Origin of the sequence: Kurthia huakuii LAM0618 (assembly GCF_000505545.1) — a bacterium.
GTDB lineage: Bacteria > Bacillota > Bacilli > Bacillales_A > Planococcaceae > Kurthia > Kurthia huakuii.
Map to the genome: position 1 here is coordinate 148,577 of NZ_AYTB01000016.1, position 18,398 is coordinate 166,974.

Sequence of the window (18,398 nt, forward strand, 5' to 3'; positions counted from 1 at the left end):
GTTGTGAACTTAGCGTAAGTTCCTTGAAAGAATTATTCTTTCAAAACTGGATAAAATGTGACATGAAAGTATATTTGGTTAAGTCCTCGACCTATTAGTATTCGTCAACTCCGTATGTCGCCATACTTCCATCTCGAACCTATCTACCTGATCGTCTTTCAGGGGTCTTACTTACTTGCGTAATGGGAAATCTCATCTTGAGGGGGGCTTCATGCTTAGATGCTTTCAGCACTTATCCCGTCCACACATAGCTACCCAGCGATGCCTTTGGCAAGACAACTGGTACACCAGCGGTGTGTCCATCCCGGTCCTCTCGTACTAAGGACAGCTCCTCTCAAATTTCCTACGCCCACGACGGATAGGGACCGAACTGTCTCACGACGTTCTGAACCCAGCTCGCGTACCGCTTTAATGGGCGAACAGCCCAACCCTTGGGACCGACTACAGCCCCAGGATGCGATGAGCCGACATCGAGGTGCCAAACCTCCCCGTCGATGTGGACTCTTGGGGGAGATAAGCCTGTTATCCCCAGGGTAGCTTTTATCCGTTGAGCGATGGCCCTTCCATGCGGAACCACCGGATCACTAAGCCCGTCTTTCGACCCTGCTCGACTTGTAGGTCTCGCAGTCAAGCTCCCTTGTGCCTTTACACTCTGCGAATGATTTCCAACCATTCTGAGGGAACCTTTGGGCGCCTCCGTTACCTTTTAGGAGGCGACCGCCCCAGTCAAACTGTCTGCCTGACACTGTCTCCCACCCCGATAAGGGGTGCGGGTTAGAAGTTCAATACATTTAGGGTAGTATCCCAACAACGCCTCCACCGAAACTGGCGTTCCGGTCTCTCAGGCTCCTACCTATCCTGTACAAAATGTATCAAAATTCAATATCAAGCTACAGTAAAGCTCCATGGGGTCTTTCCGTCCTGTCGCGGGTAACCTGCATCTTCACAGGTACTATAATTTCACCGAGTCTCTCGTTGAGACAGTGCCCAAATCGTTACGCCTTTCGTGCGGGTCGGAACTTACCCGACAAGGAATTTCGCTACCTTAGGACCGTTATAGTTACGGCCGCCGTTTACTGGGGCTTCAATTCTCAGCTTCGCTTGCGCTAACCAATCCTCTTAACCTTCCAGCACCGGGCAGGCGTCAGCCCCTATACATCACCTTACGGTTTAGCAGAGACCTGTGTTTTTGATAAACAGTCGCTTGGGCCTATTCACTGCGGCTCTCTCGGGCTTGCACCCTACCAGAGCACCCCTTATCCCTAAGTTACGGGGTCATTTTGCCGAGTTCCTTAACGAGAGTTCTCTCGCTCACCTTAGGATTCTCTCCTCGACTACCTGTGTCGGTTTGCGGTACGGGCACCTCTCACCTCGCTAGAGGCTTTTCTTGGCAGTGTGAAATCAGGAACTTCGCTCTAAGAGCTTCGCTATCACAGCTCAATGTTAAAGAGTGCGGATTTGCCTACACTCACACCTCACTGCTTAGACGCGCATAACCAACAGCGCGCTTACCCTATCCTACTGCGTCCCCCCATTACTCAAATGGTGAGGAGGTGGTACAGGAATATCAACCTGTTATCCATCGCCTACGCCTATCGGCCTCGGCTTAGGTCCCGACTAACCCTGAGCGGACGAGCCTTCCTCAGGAAACCTTAGTCATTCGGTGGATGGGATTCTCACCCATCTTTCGCTACTCATACCGGCATTCTCACTTCTAAGCGCTCCACCAGTCCTTACGATCTGACTTCACAGCGATTAGAACGCTCTCCTACCACGGACATCTGAGATGTCCATCCACAGCTTCGGTGAATCGTTTAGCCCCGATACATTTTCGGCGCAGCGTCACTCGACCAGTGAGCTATTACGCACTCTTTAAATGATGGCTGCTTCTGAGCCAACATCCTGGTTGTCTAAGCAACGTCACATCCTTTTCCACTTAACGATTACTTGGGGACCTTAGCTGGTGGTCTGGGCTGTTTCCCTTTTGACTACGGATCTTATCACTCGCAGTCTGACTCCCGCGTATAAATCATTGGCATTCGGAGTTTGTCTGAATTCGGTAATCCGGGATGGACCCCTAGTCCAAACAGTGCTCTACCTCCAAGATTCTTAGCCGCGAGGCTAGCCCTAAAGCTATTTCGGAGAGAACCAGCTATTTCCAGGTTCGATTGGAATTTCTCCGCTACCCACACCTCATCCCCGCACTTTTCAACGTACGTGGGTTCGGGCCTCCAGTAAGTGTTACCTTACCTTCACCCTGGACATGGGTAGATCACCTGGTTTCGGGTCTACAACCACATACTCATTCGCCCTATTCAGACTCGCTTTCGCTACGGCTCCGCCTTATCAGCTTAACCTTGCATGGGATCGTAACTCGCCGGTTCATTCTACAAAAGGCACGCTATCACCCATTAACGGGCTCTAACTACTTGTAGGCACATGGTTTCAGGATCTCTTTCACTCCCCTTCCGGGGTGCTTTTCACCTTTCCCTCACGGTACTGGTTCACTATCGGTCACTAGAGAGTATTTAGCCTTGGGAGATGGTCCTCCCAGATTCCGACGGAATTTCACGTGTTCCGCCGTACTCAGGATCCACTCTGGAGGGAATGAACTTTCAACTACAGGACTGTTACCTTCTTTGGTGGGCCTTTCCATGCCGCTTCGCTTAACTCATTCCTTTGTAACTCCGTATAGAGTGTCCTACAACCCCAAGGAGCAAGCTCCTTGGTTTGGGCTCTTCCCGTTTCGCTCGCCGCTACTAAGGGAATCGAATTTTCTTTCTCTTCCTTCAGGTACTTAGATGTTTCAGTTCCCTGAGTCTGCCATCATCACGCTATGAATTCACGTGTAGATACTGTCCTATTAAAAACAGTGGGTTCCCCCATTCGGAAATCTCCGGATCAAAGCTCACTTACAGCTCCCCGAAGCATATCGGTGTTAGTGCCGTCCTTCATCGGCTTCTAGTGCCAAGGCATCCGCCATGCGCCCTTAATAACTTAACCTATATAAGTTATTAAGCCTAAAAATTAAAACTTAATAATAAAAAAATCTATAATAGAAATTTGTTTGTTACTTTCAATGTCGTTTTATCCAGTTTTCAAAGAACAAGTTTTAGAAGATTCATAAACCTTCAAAACTGAACAGCAAGTGTAATCGTAGATGACCGAGTCATCTATTCCGTAATAATCCTTAGAAAGGAGGTGATCCAGCCGCACCTTCCGATACGGCTACCTTGTTACGACTTCACCCCAATCATCTATCCCACCTTAGACGGCTGGCTCCATAAATGGTTACCCCACCGGCTTCGGGTGTTACAAACTCTCGTGGTGTGACGGGCGGTGTGTACAAGGCCCGGGAACGTATTCACCGCGGCATGCTGATCCGCGATTACTAGCGATTCCGGCTTCATGTAGTCGAGTTGCAGACTACAATCCGAACTGAGAACGGTTTTATGAGATTGGCTAACCCTCGCGGGCTTGCAGCTCTCTGTACCGTCCATTGTAGCACGTGTGTAGCCCAGGTCATAAGGGGCATGATGATTTGACGTCATCCCCACCTTCCTCCGGTTTGTCACCGGCAGTCTCCTTAGAGTGCCCAACTAAATGATGGCAACTAAGAATAAGGGTTGCGCTCGTTGCGGGACTTAACCCAACATCTCACGACACGAGCTGACGACAACCATGCACCACCTGTCACCAATGTCCCCGAAGGGAAAGTCTTATCTCTAAGACGGTCATTGGGATGTCAAGACCTGGTAAGGTTCTTCGCGTTGCTTCGAATTAAACCACATGCTCCACCGCTTGTGCGGGCCCCCGTCAATTCCTTTGAGTTTCAACCTTGCGGTCGTACTCCCCAGGCGGAGTGCTTAATGCGTTAGCTGCAGCACTAAGGGGCGGAAACCCCCTAACACTTAGCACTCATCGTTTACGGCGTGGACTACCAGGGTATCTAATCCTGTTTGCTCCCCACGCTTTCGCGCCTCAGTGTCAGTTACAGACCAGACAGTCGCCTTCGCCACTGGTGTTCCTCCAAATCTCTACGCATTTCACCGCTACACTTGGAATTCCACTATCCTCTTCTGCACTCAAGTTCCCCAGTTTCCAATGACCCTCCACGGTTGAGCCGTGGGCTTTCACATCAGACTTAAGAAACCACCTGCGCGCGCTTTACGCCCAATAAATCCGGACAACGCTTGCCACCTACGTATTACCGCGGCTGCTGGCACGTAGTTAGCCGTGGCTTTCTAATAAGGTACCGTCAAGGCGCGTTCATTACCTAACGCACTTGTTCTTCCCTTACAACAGAGTTTTACGATCCGAAAACCTTCATCACTCACGCGGCGTTGCTCCATCAGACTTTCGTCCATTGTGGAAGATTCCCTACTGCTGCCTCCCGTAGGAGTTTGGGCCGTGTCTCAGTCCCAATGTGGCCGATCACCCTCTCAGGTCGGCTATGCATCGTTGCCTTGGTAGGCCGTTACCCTACCAACTAGCTAATGCACCGCGGGCCCATCCTGTAGTGACGCCGAAGCGCCTTTTAGCTTAAAGCCATGAGGCTAAAAGAGTTATCCGGTATTAGCTCCGGTTTCCCGAAGTTATCCCAGTCTACAGGGCAGGTTGCCCACGTGTTACTCACCCGTCCGCCGCTAGGTTGTTTGAAATGCAAGCATTCCAAACAACCTCGCTCGACTTGCATGTATTAGGCACGCCGCCAGCGTTCGTCCTGAGCCAGGATCAAACTCTCCATAAAAAGTGTTTGAAAGCTCATTTGCTTTGCTAGCGTTATCTTGCTTGATAACATTTTTTTTCGATTCTTATTGAACCGAATTTATTGTGATTACATCTTGCTTGTTCAGTTTTCAAGGTTCATGTCGTTGTCGCTTATTCAGCAACTTTCATATCTTATCACTTTTAAGTTGTTATTGTCAACAATTTTTTAAAAAGTTTTAAGTTTCATTTACGTCGCCTTAACGACTCAAATTATTATATCAACAAAACTTTATAAATGCAAGCATTTTTTTATTTTGTTTTTTCGAGTTGTTTTAACAACAAAACTAACTATACGCTTCTTCTCATCGAACGTCAACCTTTTTATTAAAATAATTTTATCGAAAAACACAAAGCTATTTTAGTTTAGTATTTGCTAATTAAAGCGACTTTTTTCAAACCTTATATCAAAAAAAGAGTTTGGAATCAAATCGATTCCAAACTCCTTCTATAGTAAAGCTATAATTATTTATTTTCTTTTGCTAATTGATCTATAACATTTTGAGCCATTTCTAAATAAAGTTGGCCTGTTGAGTGGTTTCGCGCATAAACAGATGGCGCAAAATCCTCTTCAAGAATATCTGGTTGACCTAGTGGGATTTGGCCAAGTAGTTCTGTACGTAACTCAGAAGCTAATTTAGGACCGCCACCTTTACCAAATACATATTCTTTTTCACCAGACACGTCTGATTGGAACCATGACATATTTTCAACTACGCCTAAAATATGGTGTTGTGTTTTAATAGCCATCGCACCTGCACGAGCTGCAACAAATGCTGCTGTTGGGTGTGGTGTTGTTACAACAATTTCATATGATTCAGGTAACATTTGGTGAATATCAAGTGCTACATCACCTGTGCCTGGAGGTAAATCTAATAGTAAGTAGTCTAATTCTCCCCACTCTACATCGCGGAAAAATTGGTCTAATACTTTACCTAACATTGGTCCACGCCATACAACAGGTGCATTGTTTTCAACGAAAAAGCCCATCGAAATCATTTTTACACCGAAACGCTCTACTGGGAAGATACGGTCATTTTCAACGCGTGGCATATCTTGTACACCCATCATATCTGGCACACTAAAGCCGTAAATATCCGCATCGATTAAACCTACTTTTTTACCTAAGCGAGATAATGCAACAGCAAGGTTAACAGATACCGTTGATTTACCTACGCCACCTTTACCTGAAGCAATCGAAATAAATTGCGTTTTGCTCAGTGGTGATAGTACATCTTGTGCTTCTGCGCGAGTTGCTGTACCACGGAAACTTTCTAATACAGTAGCATCTAATTCTGCAAAACGAATACCAACTGTTTTAAAGCCCGCTTCTTTTAATTCATTTACGATATCCATTTGGAAAGTTAATTGTTCAGGCGTGCCCAATTTTGCGATAGCAACCTTTACACTAACATGTTGTTTTTCTTCTTTAATGCTTACTTCAAGTACCCCATTTGTTTCAGCTAATGTTTTATGTAAAATGGGATCTTTAAAACCGCCAAGTAATTCACGGACTTGTTGTTCATTAATCACAATCTAACACTCCTCATAATCTTGTTTATATCGAATCAAGTATAACATAACTGTTTAAAAAACCCTTCATATTTTGTCACGGGATTGTCACGTACTAGGCGCTCAAATTTTTTACACAAATGTAATTTTACAAACCCTTATTTAGGGATATATTATGTAGTGTAAGCATTTACATACAAAGAAAGGTTTTTTTATGACTTCATCAAAACAACGTATTTTTATTTTTGATAATGTGAAAGCTCTTTTAATCGTACTCGTTGTACTTGGGCATGCAGCAGATTATTATACAGACCAATTTGAATCAATGCGTATCTTTTTCTTTTACGTCTATTTATTCCATATGCCACTGTTTATTTTCCTAGCAGGTCTCTTTAGCAAATCGACTATTTTAAAAGACCCATTCCGTATCGAAAAAGTAGCGAATTTCCTTGTACTTTATTTTATAATGGAAATCCTTTTTTATCTCATTATTCATTTTTGGTTAGGACGCGAAACCTATACCTTCAATCCTTTTGTTGAAAATGGTGTTCCATGGTTTATGTTTGCGATGGCAGTTTGGCTTTGCATCGGTCGCCTTATTCGAAAAGTACCAGCCTATATTGCGATTCCTGTCAGCATCATTCTCGCATTAGCTGTCGGTTACACGAATGTTAGTGATTTTTTAGTCGCTTCGCGCATTATCACATTCTTCCCATTCTTTATTATTGGGTACTATTTGAAACCTAGCGATTTAGCGAACGCCTTACAATCACCTCAATTAAAAATTGTTTCGGCATTATCGTTAGTATTAATCGCCATTACGATTTATTTTAATATCGATACACTATACGATATGCGTAATTTATTAAGTGGGCGAAATCCATATGATAAGGTGCGCATGGATCTTGGTATTCCAGGTTCCGGCGCAGTTATGCGTTTATTAATCATGGTCATCACGACTTGTATGTCGATTGCTATCCTTGCACTCATGACGCAAAAGCGCACTTGGTTTACCGTACTAGGTGAACGCTCGTTGGCGATTTATTTCTTCCATCGCCCAATCATGTTCCTCTACCATCATTACAACGTGAATGAAACATTAGAAAACATCTTCCCGCATAGTTGGTTATGGATTTATTTAGGCATCTTCCTTATCATTGCGATTTTATTAGCTGGAAAACCTTTTGAATTTATATTAATGAAGCTACAAGAAGCTGTTGATAAACTTTTCAAACATCGACAATTATCCAAATAAAAAAAGGAGTTGCGCACAGACGCAGCTCCTTTTTTTATTATTCCTCAATCGGAACTTTTACAACAGCATCGCCTTCAACAACCGTCTTACCATGTTGATTCGTTACAGTCGTTAAAAGTTTTACAATATCTTTTTTAATAAACTCCGCAACTTCAACTTTCGCCGTCACCGTATCACCAATATAAACTGGACGTGTGAATTTTAAATTTTGACCTAAATAAATTGTTCCTTCACCTGGAAGCTTCATACCGATTGTTGTTGAAATCAATGAAGATACAAGCATACCATGTGCAACACGATCTTTAAAAATCGATGCTTCACCAGCTATCTTATTAATATGTATCGGATTTAAATCCCCTGAAATACCCGCGAATTGATAAACATCAAATTCACTAATCGTTTTTGAAAACTTTGCTGTTGAACCAATATCAAATTTTACAACCATGATTAAGCCTCCAATAAATCAAATTTAAAATGCCTTTATTAAATCATAACTAATTTTGTGATAAAAGTAAATAATTAACATTAAAAGAAATAATAAAAACCACTCCCAAAAGAGAGTGGTTTTGTATTCTGTAAACGAAAGATTAACGTTTTGAGAACTGAGGTGCACGACGAGCGCCGCGTAGACCTGGTTTTTTACGTTCTTTCATACGAGGGTCACGAGTAAGTAAACCTGCAGATTTAAGTGCTGGACGGAAATCAGGGTCAACTGTTAGTAACGCACGAGCGATACCGTGGCGGATAGCGCCAGCTTGACCTGTGAAACCACCACCGTTAACATTTACAAAAATGTCATAGCTTCCAAGAGTTTCAGTTGCTACTAATGGTTGTTTGATAATTGCGCGTAAAGTTTCGAACGGTACGTAGTTTTCAACTGCGCGGTTGTTGATTACGATTTTGCCTTCGCCTGGTACTAAACGTACGCGGGCAGTAGAGCTTTTACGACGGCCTGTGCCGATATATTGAACTTGTGCCAAGATATTGTCCTCCTCTAATTAATTATCCGCGAAGCGTGTAAGCTTCTGGTTGTTGTGCAGCGTGTGGGTGTTCAGCGCCAGTGTAAACGTGTAATTTTTTGAATGTGTCGCGGCCTAAAGAGTTTTTAGGAAGCATGCCTTTTACAGCTAATTCAAGCATTTGTACAGGGTATTTTTCTTTCATTTCGCCAGCAGTGCGTTGTTTTAAACCACCTGAGTATTGAGTGTGACGGTAGTAGATTTTACCTTGTAATTTGTTACCTGTTAATTCGATTTTTTCAGCGTTGATGATGATCACGTGATCACCTGTGTCAACGTTAGGTGTGAATGTTGGTTTATTTTTACCACGTAAAATAGCAGCTACTTCTGAAGCTAAGCGACCAAGAGTTTGGCCTTCAGCGTCAACAACATACCATTTACGTTCTACTTCGTGGCCTTTTGCCATGAATGTTGTACGCATCATTGTTAGTATCCTCCTACAGTTTCAATATTAATTCTAATTCTATAAAATCTGTTCCAATTGTTTTCTTTATCCTCATAAGAAAAGATTCGGGGCTCATCTTGTGGGGTAATGAAAATACCATACATCATCTTATAACATTAAGCAACTTAAGTCAAGCATTTTCAAAAAAACACTAGGCGATGTTGTTCTACTCTCGATAATGTACTTTTTCGAGATATAATCCTTGTGGATGTGCGGTTTTTCCGGCAGCCTGTCGATTCATTGATGCCACAATTTGTTCAACTTCTGCTGCTTGTCGCTTCGAAATCCCTACTTCCCACAATGTTCCCGCAATAATCCTTACCATATTGTACAAAAATCCATTGCCTCGAATAATCATATGCAATTCCTCGCCATGCCATTCAAAGTCCAATGCTTCTACCGTACGCACCTTGTCCTTTACGCCCGTGTTCGCCGCACAGAAACAAGAAAAATCATGCGTCCCAATAATATGTTGCGCAGCTTCTTTCATACGTTCTACATCCGGCTTTTGCCCATTAGTTGGCGTCGTATAAAAACGACGGAATGGATTTAAAATTTTTTCACACGACCAAATATAACGGTATTGTTTCCCATGTACACTATAGCGCGCATGAAAATCTGCTGCTACTTCTTCGATTTCTAAAAAACGAATATCATGTGGTAGTTGCACATTAAGGGCCGTTACATAACGATCTACCGGAATATTTAATGTTGTATCAAAATGCAATACTTGTCCTAGAGCATGGACACGCGCATCTGTGCGACCACTCGCTGTGACATGAATCGTCTCTTCACTTTTATGCATTCGTGTTAATACTTTTTCGATTTCCTCTTGCACAGTACGTTGCTTTGGCTGTACTTGATAACCAGCAAAATTTGTACCATCATACGAAATCGTTGCTTTCAAACGTCGCATATTGTCCTCCTAATTACGTAAAAATACGAGTAATCCAATCACTAACACTAATACAACAAGTGCTAATGTATCGCGTAAATTCCATTTTAGCTGGCGATAGCGCGTACGCCCTTCACCACCACGATATCCTCGTACTTCCATTGCTGTTGCTAAATCTTCGGCACGCTTAAAAGCACTCACAAACAGTGGCACTAATAATGGTACAACCGCTTTAATACGCTCTTTAATTGGTCCAGATGTCATATCAGAACCACGTGCCATTTGAGCTTTCATAATTTTATCTGTCTCGTCCATCAATGTCGGAATAAAACGTAACGCAATCGACATCATCAACGCTAATTCATGAACCGGCAATTTTACTTTCTTCAATGGATTTAATAGCATTTCCATACCATCTGTAATCGCAATTGGTGATGTTGTTAGCGTTAAGATAGATGTCATAAACACTAATACAAGAAAACGAATCGAAATAAAGATACCTTGGCGAAGACCTTCTTCGTGAATCTCAATAAATTTCCAATCAACAAGCACCGCGCCGCCCTTCGTAAAGAAGATATGAATAAATAGCGTGAAAACCAATAAAATCATAATCGGTTTCAAACCATTAATCAAATAGCGTAATTTAATTTTCGATATAGTCATAACAAGAAACGTAAATGCTAATAGCACTGCGTATGACCATGCATTATTTGCTAAAAAGACCGCAACGATAAAAATAAAAACAAATAACAGCTTCGCACGTGGGTCCATTTTATGAACAACAGAATCTCCTGGTAAAAAACGTCCAAAAATCATTTTCCCCATTAACGCTCACGCTCCTTTAAAGCCGCTGCAAGCGTTTCTGCTAATTCTTCTTCTCTTAGACATAGTTTTGGCAAAGAAAAGCCCAACCGAGCTTCTAAGCGCTTCTGAAACTGAATAATATGTGGAACTTCTAAACGAAATTCTGCCAATTTTTCAGCATCGCCGAATATTTCTAGCGGCGCACCTGTCAACACACAGCGACCATTGTACATAATCGCAATGCGATCAGCATAACGTGCCGCATCTTCCATACTATGCGTTACGAGAATCATCGTTAAATTTTGCTCTTCATACAGTTGATAAAATAAATCCATAATTTCTTTACGACCACGCGGATCTAAACCGGCTGTTGGTTCATCCAAAACAATCACATCTGGTTTCATTGCAAGTACCCCAGCAATCGCTACGCGGCGCATTTGCCCACCTGATAAATCAAACGGTGATTTTTCCAACACATTATCTGGTAACCCTACAAGTTTAGACATAGTGCGCGCACGAGCTTCTGCTTCCTTCTCATCTACACCAAAATTCATTGGCCCAAACATAATATCTTTTAGCACCGTTTCTTCAAATAATTGATGCTCTGGAAATTGAAATACGATGCCAACTTTTTGACGTACTGGACGTAAATCTTTCGGTTTCTTTTTATGCTCAATAATTGCGTCACCAATGCGTACAGTACCTTCTGTCGGCTTTAATAGCGCATTTAAATGTTGCAAAATAGTCGATTTCCCCGAACCTGTGTGACCAATTATTGCTTGATAACTTCCTGAAGGAATTAATAAGTCCACATCAAATAAGGCGCGTTTTTCAAAAGGTGTTCCCACGCCGTAGCTATAACTTACTTTTTGAAGTTCGATATCCATATATCATTCACCAACTCTTCTTCTGTCATATAGCCACCTTCTAGAGCGACTCCTTGTTGTTGTAATAACTTGGCCATCTTAATTGGGAACGGTAAATCTAAGCCTAATTTAACAAGCTCATCACCTAAATCAAAAATTTGTTGTGGTGTCCCTTCCGCAAACTTACGACCACCATTCATAAACAGTAAACGATCCGCTAACATTGCTTCTTCCAAATCATGTGTAATTGATAATACAGTCAATCCAGTTTCTTCGCGAAGCTTCATGACAGTCGCCAATACTTCTGCACGCCCCTGCGGATCTAACATCGACGTTGCTTCATCTAAAATTAAAATACGCGGGCGCAATGCAAGTGCCCCCGCAATTGCTACACGCTGCTTTTGGCCACCTGATAAATGTTGTGGTTCATTATCTAAAAAATCCGTCATTTTTACTTGTGCCAATGCTTCATGTACACGCTCTACCATTTCTTCATAAGGTACACCATTATTCTCCAATGCAAATGCTACATCATCTTGCACTGTTGCACCGACAAACTGATTATCTGGATTTTGGAATACCATACCCATTTGAGAACGAATATCCCAAAGATTCTCTTCATTCATCGGTTGTCCTAATACGCTGACGCTTCCTTGTTGTGGAAACAATAGTCCATTAATAATACGCGCTAACGTAGACTTCCCTGATCCATTATGGCCAACAATGGCAATCCATTCACCTTCATTAACCGCAAATGAAACATCCTCTACTGCATTTTTCACTTCTGGTTGGTCAGGAACATATGTAAATGCAATATTTTTTAGTGATAGTATCTCATTCATATTGAAACTCCTCTCTTGCTCGACAATTCTCTACTCTACATTCTAACTGAGCTGACTATTTATAACTATTCTATACAAAAAGAAACGACTTTGCCATAAGAGACAAAGTCGTCAGGTATCATATTTTTAAAATAAAATAAAAAAGCGCGCACCCCATCCAGAGAAACGCGCGAAAAATCGAAAGTCTCCTTATAGGTTGCTCAGACCTATAAGTGAATGGGGTGCGTAGAGCTAAACGAGACAGCCTCGGCTGCTCATCATAACACTCAGCTTTTTATATTGTCGTATAAATCTTTTTGGTTTTCAAAAAAGAGGGTGCAAAGTTCATTTGATGCGAACAGTACACCCTCCACCGCATTAGTTAAGATTAAACTAATTCAATCACAACTACTGGTGCACCGTCACCACGACGTGGACCAACTTTCATAATGCGAGTATAACCGCCTTGACGGTCAGCGTAGCGTGGAGCTACATCATCAAATAACTTTTGAAGTGCGAAAACAGTTTGTTCGTTACCTTCAGCGTCAGTTGTAGTAGCTAACTCACGACGGATAAATGCTGCAGCTTGACGACGAGCGTGTAAGTCACCGCGTTTACCTAGAGTAATCATTTTTTCAACTACTGAACGTAATTCTTTTGCACGAGTTTCTGTTGTTTGGATGCGTTCGTTTACGATTAAGTCTGTTGCTAAATCGCGAAGCATCGCTTTACGTTGAGAACTTGTACGGCCAAGTTTTCTGTAACCCATGGATATTTCCCTCCTTTGTTCAATTACTGATCGTAAAATTTATATTATTTAAAAAGTGTGCTTAGTCTTCTTCACGTAACCCTAAACCAAGCTCTTCTAACTTCGCTTTTACTTCTTCTAATGATTTACGTCCTAAATTACGTACTTTCATCATATCATCTTCAGACTTGTTAGCAAGTTCAAGAACGGTATTGATGCCTGCGCGTTTTAGACAGTTGTAAGAACGAACAGAAAGATCTAATTCTTCGATAGTCATCTCAAGAACTTTTTCTTTTTGGTCTTCTTCTTTTTCAACCATGATTTCAGCAGTTTGTGCTTCATCAGTTAAACCAACGAAGATGTTTAAGTGCTCGGTTAAGATTTTTGCTCCGAGCGAAATCGCCTCTTTAGGACCGATGCTGCCATCTGTCCATACATCAAGTGAAAGTTTATCGAAGTCAGTCGATTGACCAACACGAGTGTTTTCCACTGTGAAGTTGACGCGTGATACTGGAGTGTAAATAGAGTCGATCGGGATAACGCCGATAGGAAGATCCTCGCGTTTGTTTTGATCAGCTGGAGTGTATCCACGTCCACGTTGTGCATACATACGCATGCGAAGATGACCATTATTAGCAATAGTTGCAATGTATAGATCTGGGTTTAAAATTTCTACGTCACTGTCGTGAGTAATATCAGCGGCAGTGATTACTCCTGAGCCTTTGAAATCAATTTCAATGACTTTTTCTTCATCAGAGTAAATTTTTAAAGCTAGCTTTTTAAGATTCAAAATAATTGAAGCAACATCTTCTACAACGCCCTCAATAGTAGAGAACTCGTGTAGTACGCCGTCAATTTGAATTGATGTAACAGCAGCTCCTGGTAAAGAAGACAGAAGGATACGACGTAGTGAATTTCCCAAAGTAGTTCCATAACCACGTTCAAGTGGTTCTACAACAAACTTGCCGTATTTTAAATCATCACTGATCTCAACGGTTTCAATCTTTGGTTTTTCAATTTCGATCATTCAATTTACCCTCCTTAATAAAACATCGAATGTATGGTATCAATCCATCATTTGTTTGTTAAATCGAATGTCAATCAAATAAGATTGTCCTAATACAAAGTTAGTGCATATGATAGTTTAACTTAATTCAAGATTAAGTTGCAACTATTAATTACACACGACGACGTTTTGGTGGGCGGCAACCATTGTGAGGTACTGGAGTTACGTCTTTGATAGCTGTAACTTCTAGACCAGCTGATTGAAGCGCACGAATTGCAGCTTCACGGCCAGCACCAGGACCTTTAACAGTTACTTCGATAGTTTTTAAGCCATGTTCCATTGCAGTTTTAGCAGCAGTTTCTGAAGCCATTTGAGAAGCGAATGGAGTAGATTTACGTGAACCACGGAAACCTAGAGCACCAGCTGATGACCATGAAATTGCGTTACCTTGTACATCTGTAATAGTAACAATTGTGTTGTTGAAAGTAGAACGGATGTGAGCAATACCAGCTTCGATATTTTTTTTCACACGACGTTTACGAGATTGTTGTTTACGTGCCATTGTTATGCGTGACCTCCTTTACTTAATTATTTTTTCTTGTTCGCTACAGTTTTACGAGGACCTTTACGAGTACGAGCATTGTTCTTCGTATGTTGACCACGAACAGGTAAACCGCGACGGTGGCGGATACCACGTAATGAACCGATTTCCATTAGACGTTTAATATTAAGAGAGATTTCGCGACGTAAGTCACCTTCTACTTTATATGTGTCTAATTGTTCACGGATTTTGTTTAATTGATCTTCAGTTAGATCTTTAACACGGATATTTTCGTCAACGCCAGCACCAGCTAATACTTGTTTAGCTGTAGCGTTACCGATACCGTAGATGTAAGTTAATGAAATTACAACGCGTTTTTCGCGTGGAATATCAACACCAGCAATACGTGCCATGTACGATGTGCACCTCCTTTATTATTATCCTTGTTTTTGTTTGTGTTTAGGATTTTCACAGATTACCATTACTTTACCACGTCGGCGAATAACTTTACATTTTTCGCAGATTGGTTTCACAGATGGTCTTACTTTCATCTTACCTAACCTCCTTAGTGGTCCGGAGTGCAAAAGATTATTTAAAACGGTATGTGATACGACCGCGAGTTAAGTCATATGGAGATAATTCAATCGTAACTTTATCTCCAGGAAGAATACGGATAAAGTGCATACGAATTTTGCCACTTACGTGAGCAAGAACTGTATGTCCATTTTCTAATTCTACCTTAAACATCGCGTTTGGCAAAGTTTCAAGAACTGTGCCTTCGATTTCAATTACATCGTCTTTCGCCATCGAGCCTGTCTCCCTTCTATATGCAATGCAGGTTCCCATCGTTAAATTCAAACGAATTCAGCCAAGTGTTCTTGTAAAATACTCGTCTAACATATGTTTGGATTATATGAGAGATGTTCGAAAGACGTCTTGGGTCCGATCTCACATCCCTGGAAAAAATCCCAGAATCAGTATCCATAATGTCAACGCGATCACTTGGAATGTATTATCCTTGGATGAGATCTGTGCATACCTGTAATCTACAGATACTTTACACGAAACCCATTATACCCTTTCAGAATTAATATTGCATCAAGGACAAAGGGAATCCTTCGAACGATACAATAATTCATCAGTGCATAGACCGGGCACAATATGCTTTTGCAGCTCTCGAAATTTAAATTCCGTTTTGCTACCGCAGCACGTTTCCTTGCCGAGGCAGAATTTCCTGCGCCCGAGACTCGGGTATTAGTTGCGGCTGTTCTCTAAAAGAGCGTCAACATCAGCAAAGACATCATTAATATCTTTCTGACCGTCAATATCTGTTAAAACTTGTTTATTGTTGTAAAAATCAAGCAATGGTTGAGATTGTTTGATATTTACTTCTAGACGATTAGAAACCGTTTCTAGATTATCGTCTGCGCGTTGATAAAGTTCTCCTCCATCTTTGTCACATACACCTTCAACTTTTGATGGGTTGAATACTAAGTGATAAGAAGAGCCACATACTTTACAAATGCGACGACCTGTTAAGCGTTTAACCAATTCATCTTCTTCTACTTTGATGTTAATCACGTGTTCAACTTTACGTCCAAGATCTGCTAAGATTTGATCTAAAGCTTCAGCTTGTTCAATTGTACGCGGGAAACCATCAAGTAGGAATCCTTGATTGCAATCAGGTTCAGCTAAGCGTTCACGAACGATACCGATCGTAACTTCATCGGGTACTAAAGCACCTTTATCGATGTAAGATTTCGCTTCTAAGCCTAGTTCTGTGCCATTTTTCATAGCAGCACGGAACATGTCGCCTGTAGAAATATGAGGAATGTCGTACTTTTCAATAATTTTGTCTGCTTGAGTACCTTTACCGGCACCAGGTAGACCCATTAAAACGATATTCATACGGTAAATCCTCCAATATATAATTTATGGTTGTATCAGGAACATCAGAAGATGCCCCCAAGCCAACCAAAGTTATTTCATAAAACCTTTATAGTGTCGTTTAGTTAATTGTGATTCAAGTTGAGTCATTGTTTGAAGGGCTACGCCGACAACGATAATCAAACTTGTACCACCAATTTGTGCTGATTGTGGAAGTCCACCAATGTTCACGAATAAAATCGGCATCACAGCAACAATTGATAAATAAATTGACCCTACAAATGTTAAGCGATATAACACACTTGTAAGATAAGATTCTGTATTCTTCCCTGGACGAATCCCCGGAATATAAGCACCTTGGTTCTTCAAGTTATCTGCTACTTTCTCAGGATTTACTTGTACGAATGCATAGAAATATGCGAATGCAATAATCAATGCAACGTAGATTATCATACCAACAGGTTTTGAATAATCAAAAGTATTCTGGATGAAAGTAGCAACCTCATTATCACCAAAGAAAGATGCGATTGTTCTAGGTGTTACGATAAACGCAACAGCAAAGATCACAGGGATAACCCCAGCTGCATTTACTTTAAGTGGTAAATGGGATTTTTGTGCTCCACGCATATTACCGCCAGAACCTTTAGAGTATTGAATTGGAATTTTACGACTTGCGCGTTCGAAGTAGATAACTCCAACAACAATAGCTAAAACTACTAAAGCAATAAGCACGAATTTTACGATGTTAAGGAATAATTGATCCCCTGCATTTTCAAATTCTTGAGCGTAAATTTGATTAACTGTATTTGGTAATGCTGAAACGATCCCCGCGAAGATGATAATGGAAATACCATTTCCCACACCTTTTTCAGTAATCTGTTCGCCTAACCACAATAAAAATGCTGTTCCAGCAGTTAACACGATTGCAATTGTAAAGTAGGTTAAAATACCTTCTTCATTAATTAACATACCGCCATACATACGGTTGAAACCATATGACATAGCGATAGATTGAATAAATGCTAGGACAATTGCGAAGTAACGTGTAAATCGAGCGCTTTTCTTACGACCGACCTCACCTTGTTTTGACCACTCGGTGAACTTTTTCACAACATCCATTTGTAACAGTTGAACGATGATTGATGCCGTAATATAAGGCATAATTCCCATCGCGAAAATAGAGAAGTTCTGTAAAGCTCCTCCGCCAAACATATTAAGGAAACCGACTAAACTTTGTTCATCGGTTTGTTTTAATACATCTGCATCCACATTTGGTACCGGGATAAATGTTCCTATACGGAAAATCACCAACATCAAAAGTGTGAAAATGATCTTATTTCGGATATCTCTAACGCGGAATAGGTTAGCGATAGTCTGAAACATTAGATCACCTCAATGTTTCCGCCGGCAGCTTCGATAGCTTCTTTAGCAGAAGCAGAGAACTTGTGAGCTTTTACAGTAAGTTTAGTTGTAACAGAACCGTTACCTAAAACTTTAATGCCTGATTTCTCATTGCTCACAACGCCAGTTTCAACAAGTAAAGCTGGTGTTACTTCTGTGCCATCTTCAAAACGATTTAAAGCGTCAAGATTCACGATAGCGAATTCTTTACGGTTAATGTTTGTGAAACCGCGTTTTGGTAAACGACGGAATAATGGGTTTTGACCACCTTCGAAGCCAGGGCGTACGCCACCGCCTGAACGGGCTTTTTGACCTTTGTGACCGCGACCAGCAGTTTTACCGTTACCTGTTGCGATACCACGACCTACGCGGTTACGTACTTTACGTGAACCAGCAGATGGTTGTAATTCATGAAGTTTCATTAGAGGCAC

Annotated in this window: 18 protein-coding genes and 2 rRNA genes; 1 reads left to right on the forward strand and 19 read right to left on the reverse strand. The window is 41.6% G+C overall.

Features of this window, described 5'->3' with window-relative positions; all coding sequences use genetic code 11:
- Positions 1–74 precede the first annotated feature (74 nt).
- The 3 genes from V514_RS0114220 to V514_RS0114230 form a co-directional block, all read right to left on the reverse strand.
- Positions 75–3,003 (reverse strand): 23S ribosomal RNA (locus V514_RS0114220).
- A gap of 191 nt (positions 3,004–3,194) precedes the next feature.
- Positions 3,195–4,750 (reverse strand): 16S ribosomal RNA (locus tag V514_RS0114225).
- The 16S and 23S rRNA genes sit together here, the layout of an rRNA operon.
- Positions 4,751–5,232: 482 nt before the next feature.
- Complete coding sequence (locus tag V514_RS0114230) at positions 5,233–6,300, reverse strand: Mrp/NBP35 family ATP-binding protein (protein WP_029500565.1); 1,068 nt, start codon at positions 6,298–6,300, stop codon at positions 5,233–5,235.
- A gap of 193 nt (positions 6,301–6,493) precedes the next feature.
- On the opposite strand from V514_RS0114230, the gene V514_RS0114235 reads away from it, so the two are divergent.
- Positions 6,494–7,534: an acyltransferase family protein gene (locus tag V514_RS0114235; protein ID WP_029500566.1), complete on the forward strand. Its 1,041-nt coding sequence runs from the start codon at positions 6,494–6,496 to the stop codon at positions 7,532–7,534.
- Positions 7,535–7,571: 37 nt separating this feature from the next.
- Here the strand turns inward: V514_RS0114235 and V514_RS0114240 are convergent, their stop codons facing one another.
- The 16 genes from V514_RS0114240 to rplO form a co-directional block, all read right to left on the reverse strand.
- Positions 7,572–7,979, reverse strand: a complete 408-nt coding sequence (locus tag V514_RS0114240; RefSeq protein ID WP_035944909.1) for a MaoC family dehydratase — start codon at positions 7,977–7,979, stop codon at positions 7,572–7,574.
- A 142-nt stretch (positions 7,980–8,121) separates the two neighbouring features.
- Positions 8,122–8,514 (reverse strand): 30S ribosomal protein S9, encoded by a 393-nt coding sequence (rpsI, locus tag V514_RS0114245; RefSeq protein ID WP_029500568.1) that lies wholly within the window; start codon positions 8,512–8,514, stop codon positions 8,122–8,124.
- Positions 8,515–8,536: 22 nt separating this feature from the next.
- Positions 8,537–8,974 (reverse strand): 50S ribosomal protein L13, encoded by a 438-nt coding sequence (rplM, locus tag V514_RS0114250; RefSeq protein ID WP_029500569.1) that lies wholly within the window; start codon positions 8,972–8,974, stop codon positions 8,537–8,539.
- Positions 8,975–9,164: 190 nt separating this feature from the next.
- Entirely contained in the window at positions 9,165–9,914 is a 750-nt protein-coding gene (truA, locus tag V514_RS0114255; protein WP_029500570.1) for a tRNA pseudouridine(38-40) synthase TruA, read from the reverse strand.
- Between the two features lie 9 nt (positions 9,915–9,923).
- Complete coding sequence (locus tag V514_RS0114260; protein ID WP_029500571.1) at positions 9,924–10,718, reverse strand: energy-coupling factor transporter transmembrane component T family protein; 795 nt, start codon at positions 10,716–10,718, stop codon at positions 9,924–9,926.
- On the reverse strand, positions 10,718–11,584 hold the full coding sequence (locus tag V514_RS0114265; RefSeq protein ID WP_029500572.1) for an energy-coupling factor ABC transporter ATP-binding protein: 867 nt from the start codon (positions 11,582–11,584) through the stop codon (positions 10,718–10,720). Before V514_RS0114265 ends, V514_RS0114260 begins: the two co-directional genes overlap by 1 nt.
- On the reverse strand, positions 11,560–12,405 hold the full coding sequence (locus tag V514_RS0114270) for an energy-coupling factor ABC transporter ATP-binding protein (RefSeq protein ID WP_029500573.1): 846 nt from the start codon (positions 12,403–12,405) through the stop codon (positions 11,560–11,562). The genes V514_RS0114265 and V514_RS0114270 overlap by 25 nt, the downstream gene beginning before the upstream one ends.
- A gap of 367 nt (positions 12,406–12,772) precedes the next feature.
- Positions 12,773–13,153 (reverse strand): 50S ribosomal protein L17, encoded by a 381-nt coding sequence (gene rplQ, locus V514_RS0114275; RefSeq protein WP_010290381.1) that lies wholly within the window; start codon positions 13,151–13,153, stop codon positions 12,773–12,775.
- Positions 13,154–13,214: 61 nt separating this feature from the next.
- Complete coding sequence (locus V514_RS0114280) at positions 13,215–14,159, reverse strand: DNA-directed RNA polymerase subunit alpha (RefSeq protein ID WP_029500574.1); 945 nt, start codon at positions 14,157–14,159, stop codon at positions 13,215–13,217.
- A gap of 151 nt (positions 14,160–14,310) precedes the next feature.
- On the reverse strand, positions 14,311–14,700 hold the full coding sequence (gene rpsK / locus V514_RS0114285) for a 30S ribosomal protein S11 (protein WP_029500575.1): 390 nt from the start codon (positions 14,698–14,700) through the stop codon (positions 14,311–14,313).
- Between the two features lie 26 nt (positions 14,701–14,726).
- Entirely contained in the window at positions 14,727–15,092 is a 366-nt protein-coding gene (gene rpsM, locus V514_RS0114290; RefSeq protein WP_029500576.1) for a 30S ribosomal protein S13, read from the reverse strand.
- A 24-nt stretch (positions 15,093–15,116) separates the two neighbouring features.
- Complete coding sequence (rpmJ, locus tag V514_RS0114295; RefSeq protein WP_000868344.1) at positions 15,117–15,230, reverse strand: 50S ribosomal protein L36; 114 nt, start codon at positions 15,228–15,230, stop codon at positions 15,117–15,119.
- Between the two features lie 37 nt (positions 15,231–15,267).
- On the reverse strand, positions 15,268–15,486 hold the full coding sequence (gene infA / locus V514_RS0114300) for a translation initiation factor IF-1 (protein ID WP_010290388.1): 219 nt from the start codon (positions 15,484–15,486) through the stop codon (positions 15,268–15,270).
- 447 nt (positions 15,487–15,933) lie between these two features.
- The gene (locus V514_RS0114305) at positions 15,934–16,587 is read right to left on the reverse strand and encodes an adenylate kinase (protein ID WP_029500577.1); all 654 of its coding nucleotides are present in this window, start codon (positions 16,585–16,587) and stop codon (positions 15,934–15,936) included.
- 72 nt (positions 16,588–16,659) lie between these two features.
- Positions 16,660–17,949 (reverse strand): preprotein translocase subunit SecY, encoded by a 1,290-nt coding sequence (secY, locus tag V514_RS0114310; RefSeq protein ID WP_029500578.1) that lies wholly within the window; start codon positions 17,947–17,949, stop codon positions 16,660–16,662.
- Complete coding sequence (rplO, locus tag V514_RS0114315) at positions 17,949–18,389, reverse strand: 50S ribosomal protein L15 (protein ID WP_029500579.1); 441 nt, start codon at positions 18,387–18,389, stop codon at positions 17,949–17,951. Before rplO ends, secY begins: the two co-directional genes overlap by 1 nt.
- Positions 18,390–18,398: the final 9 nt, after the last annotated feature.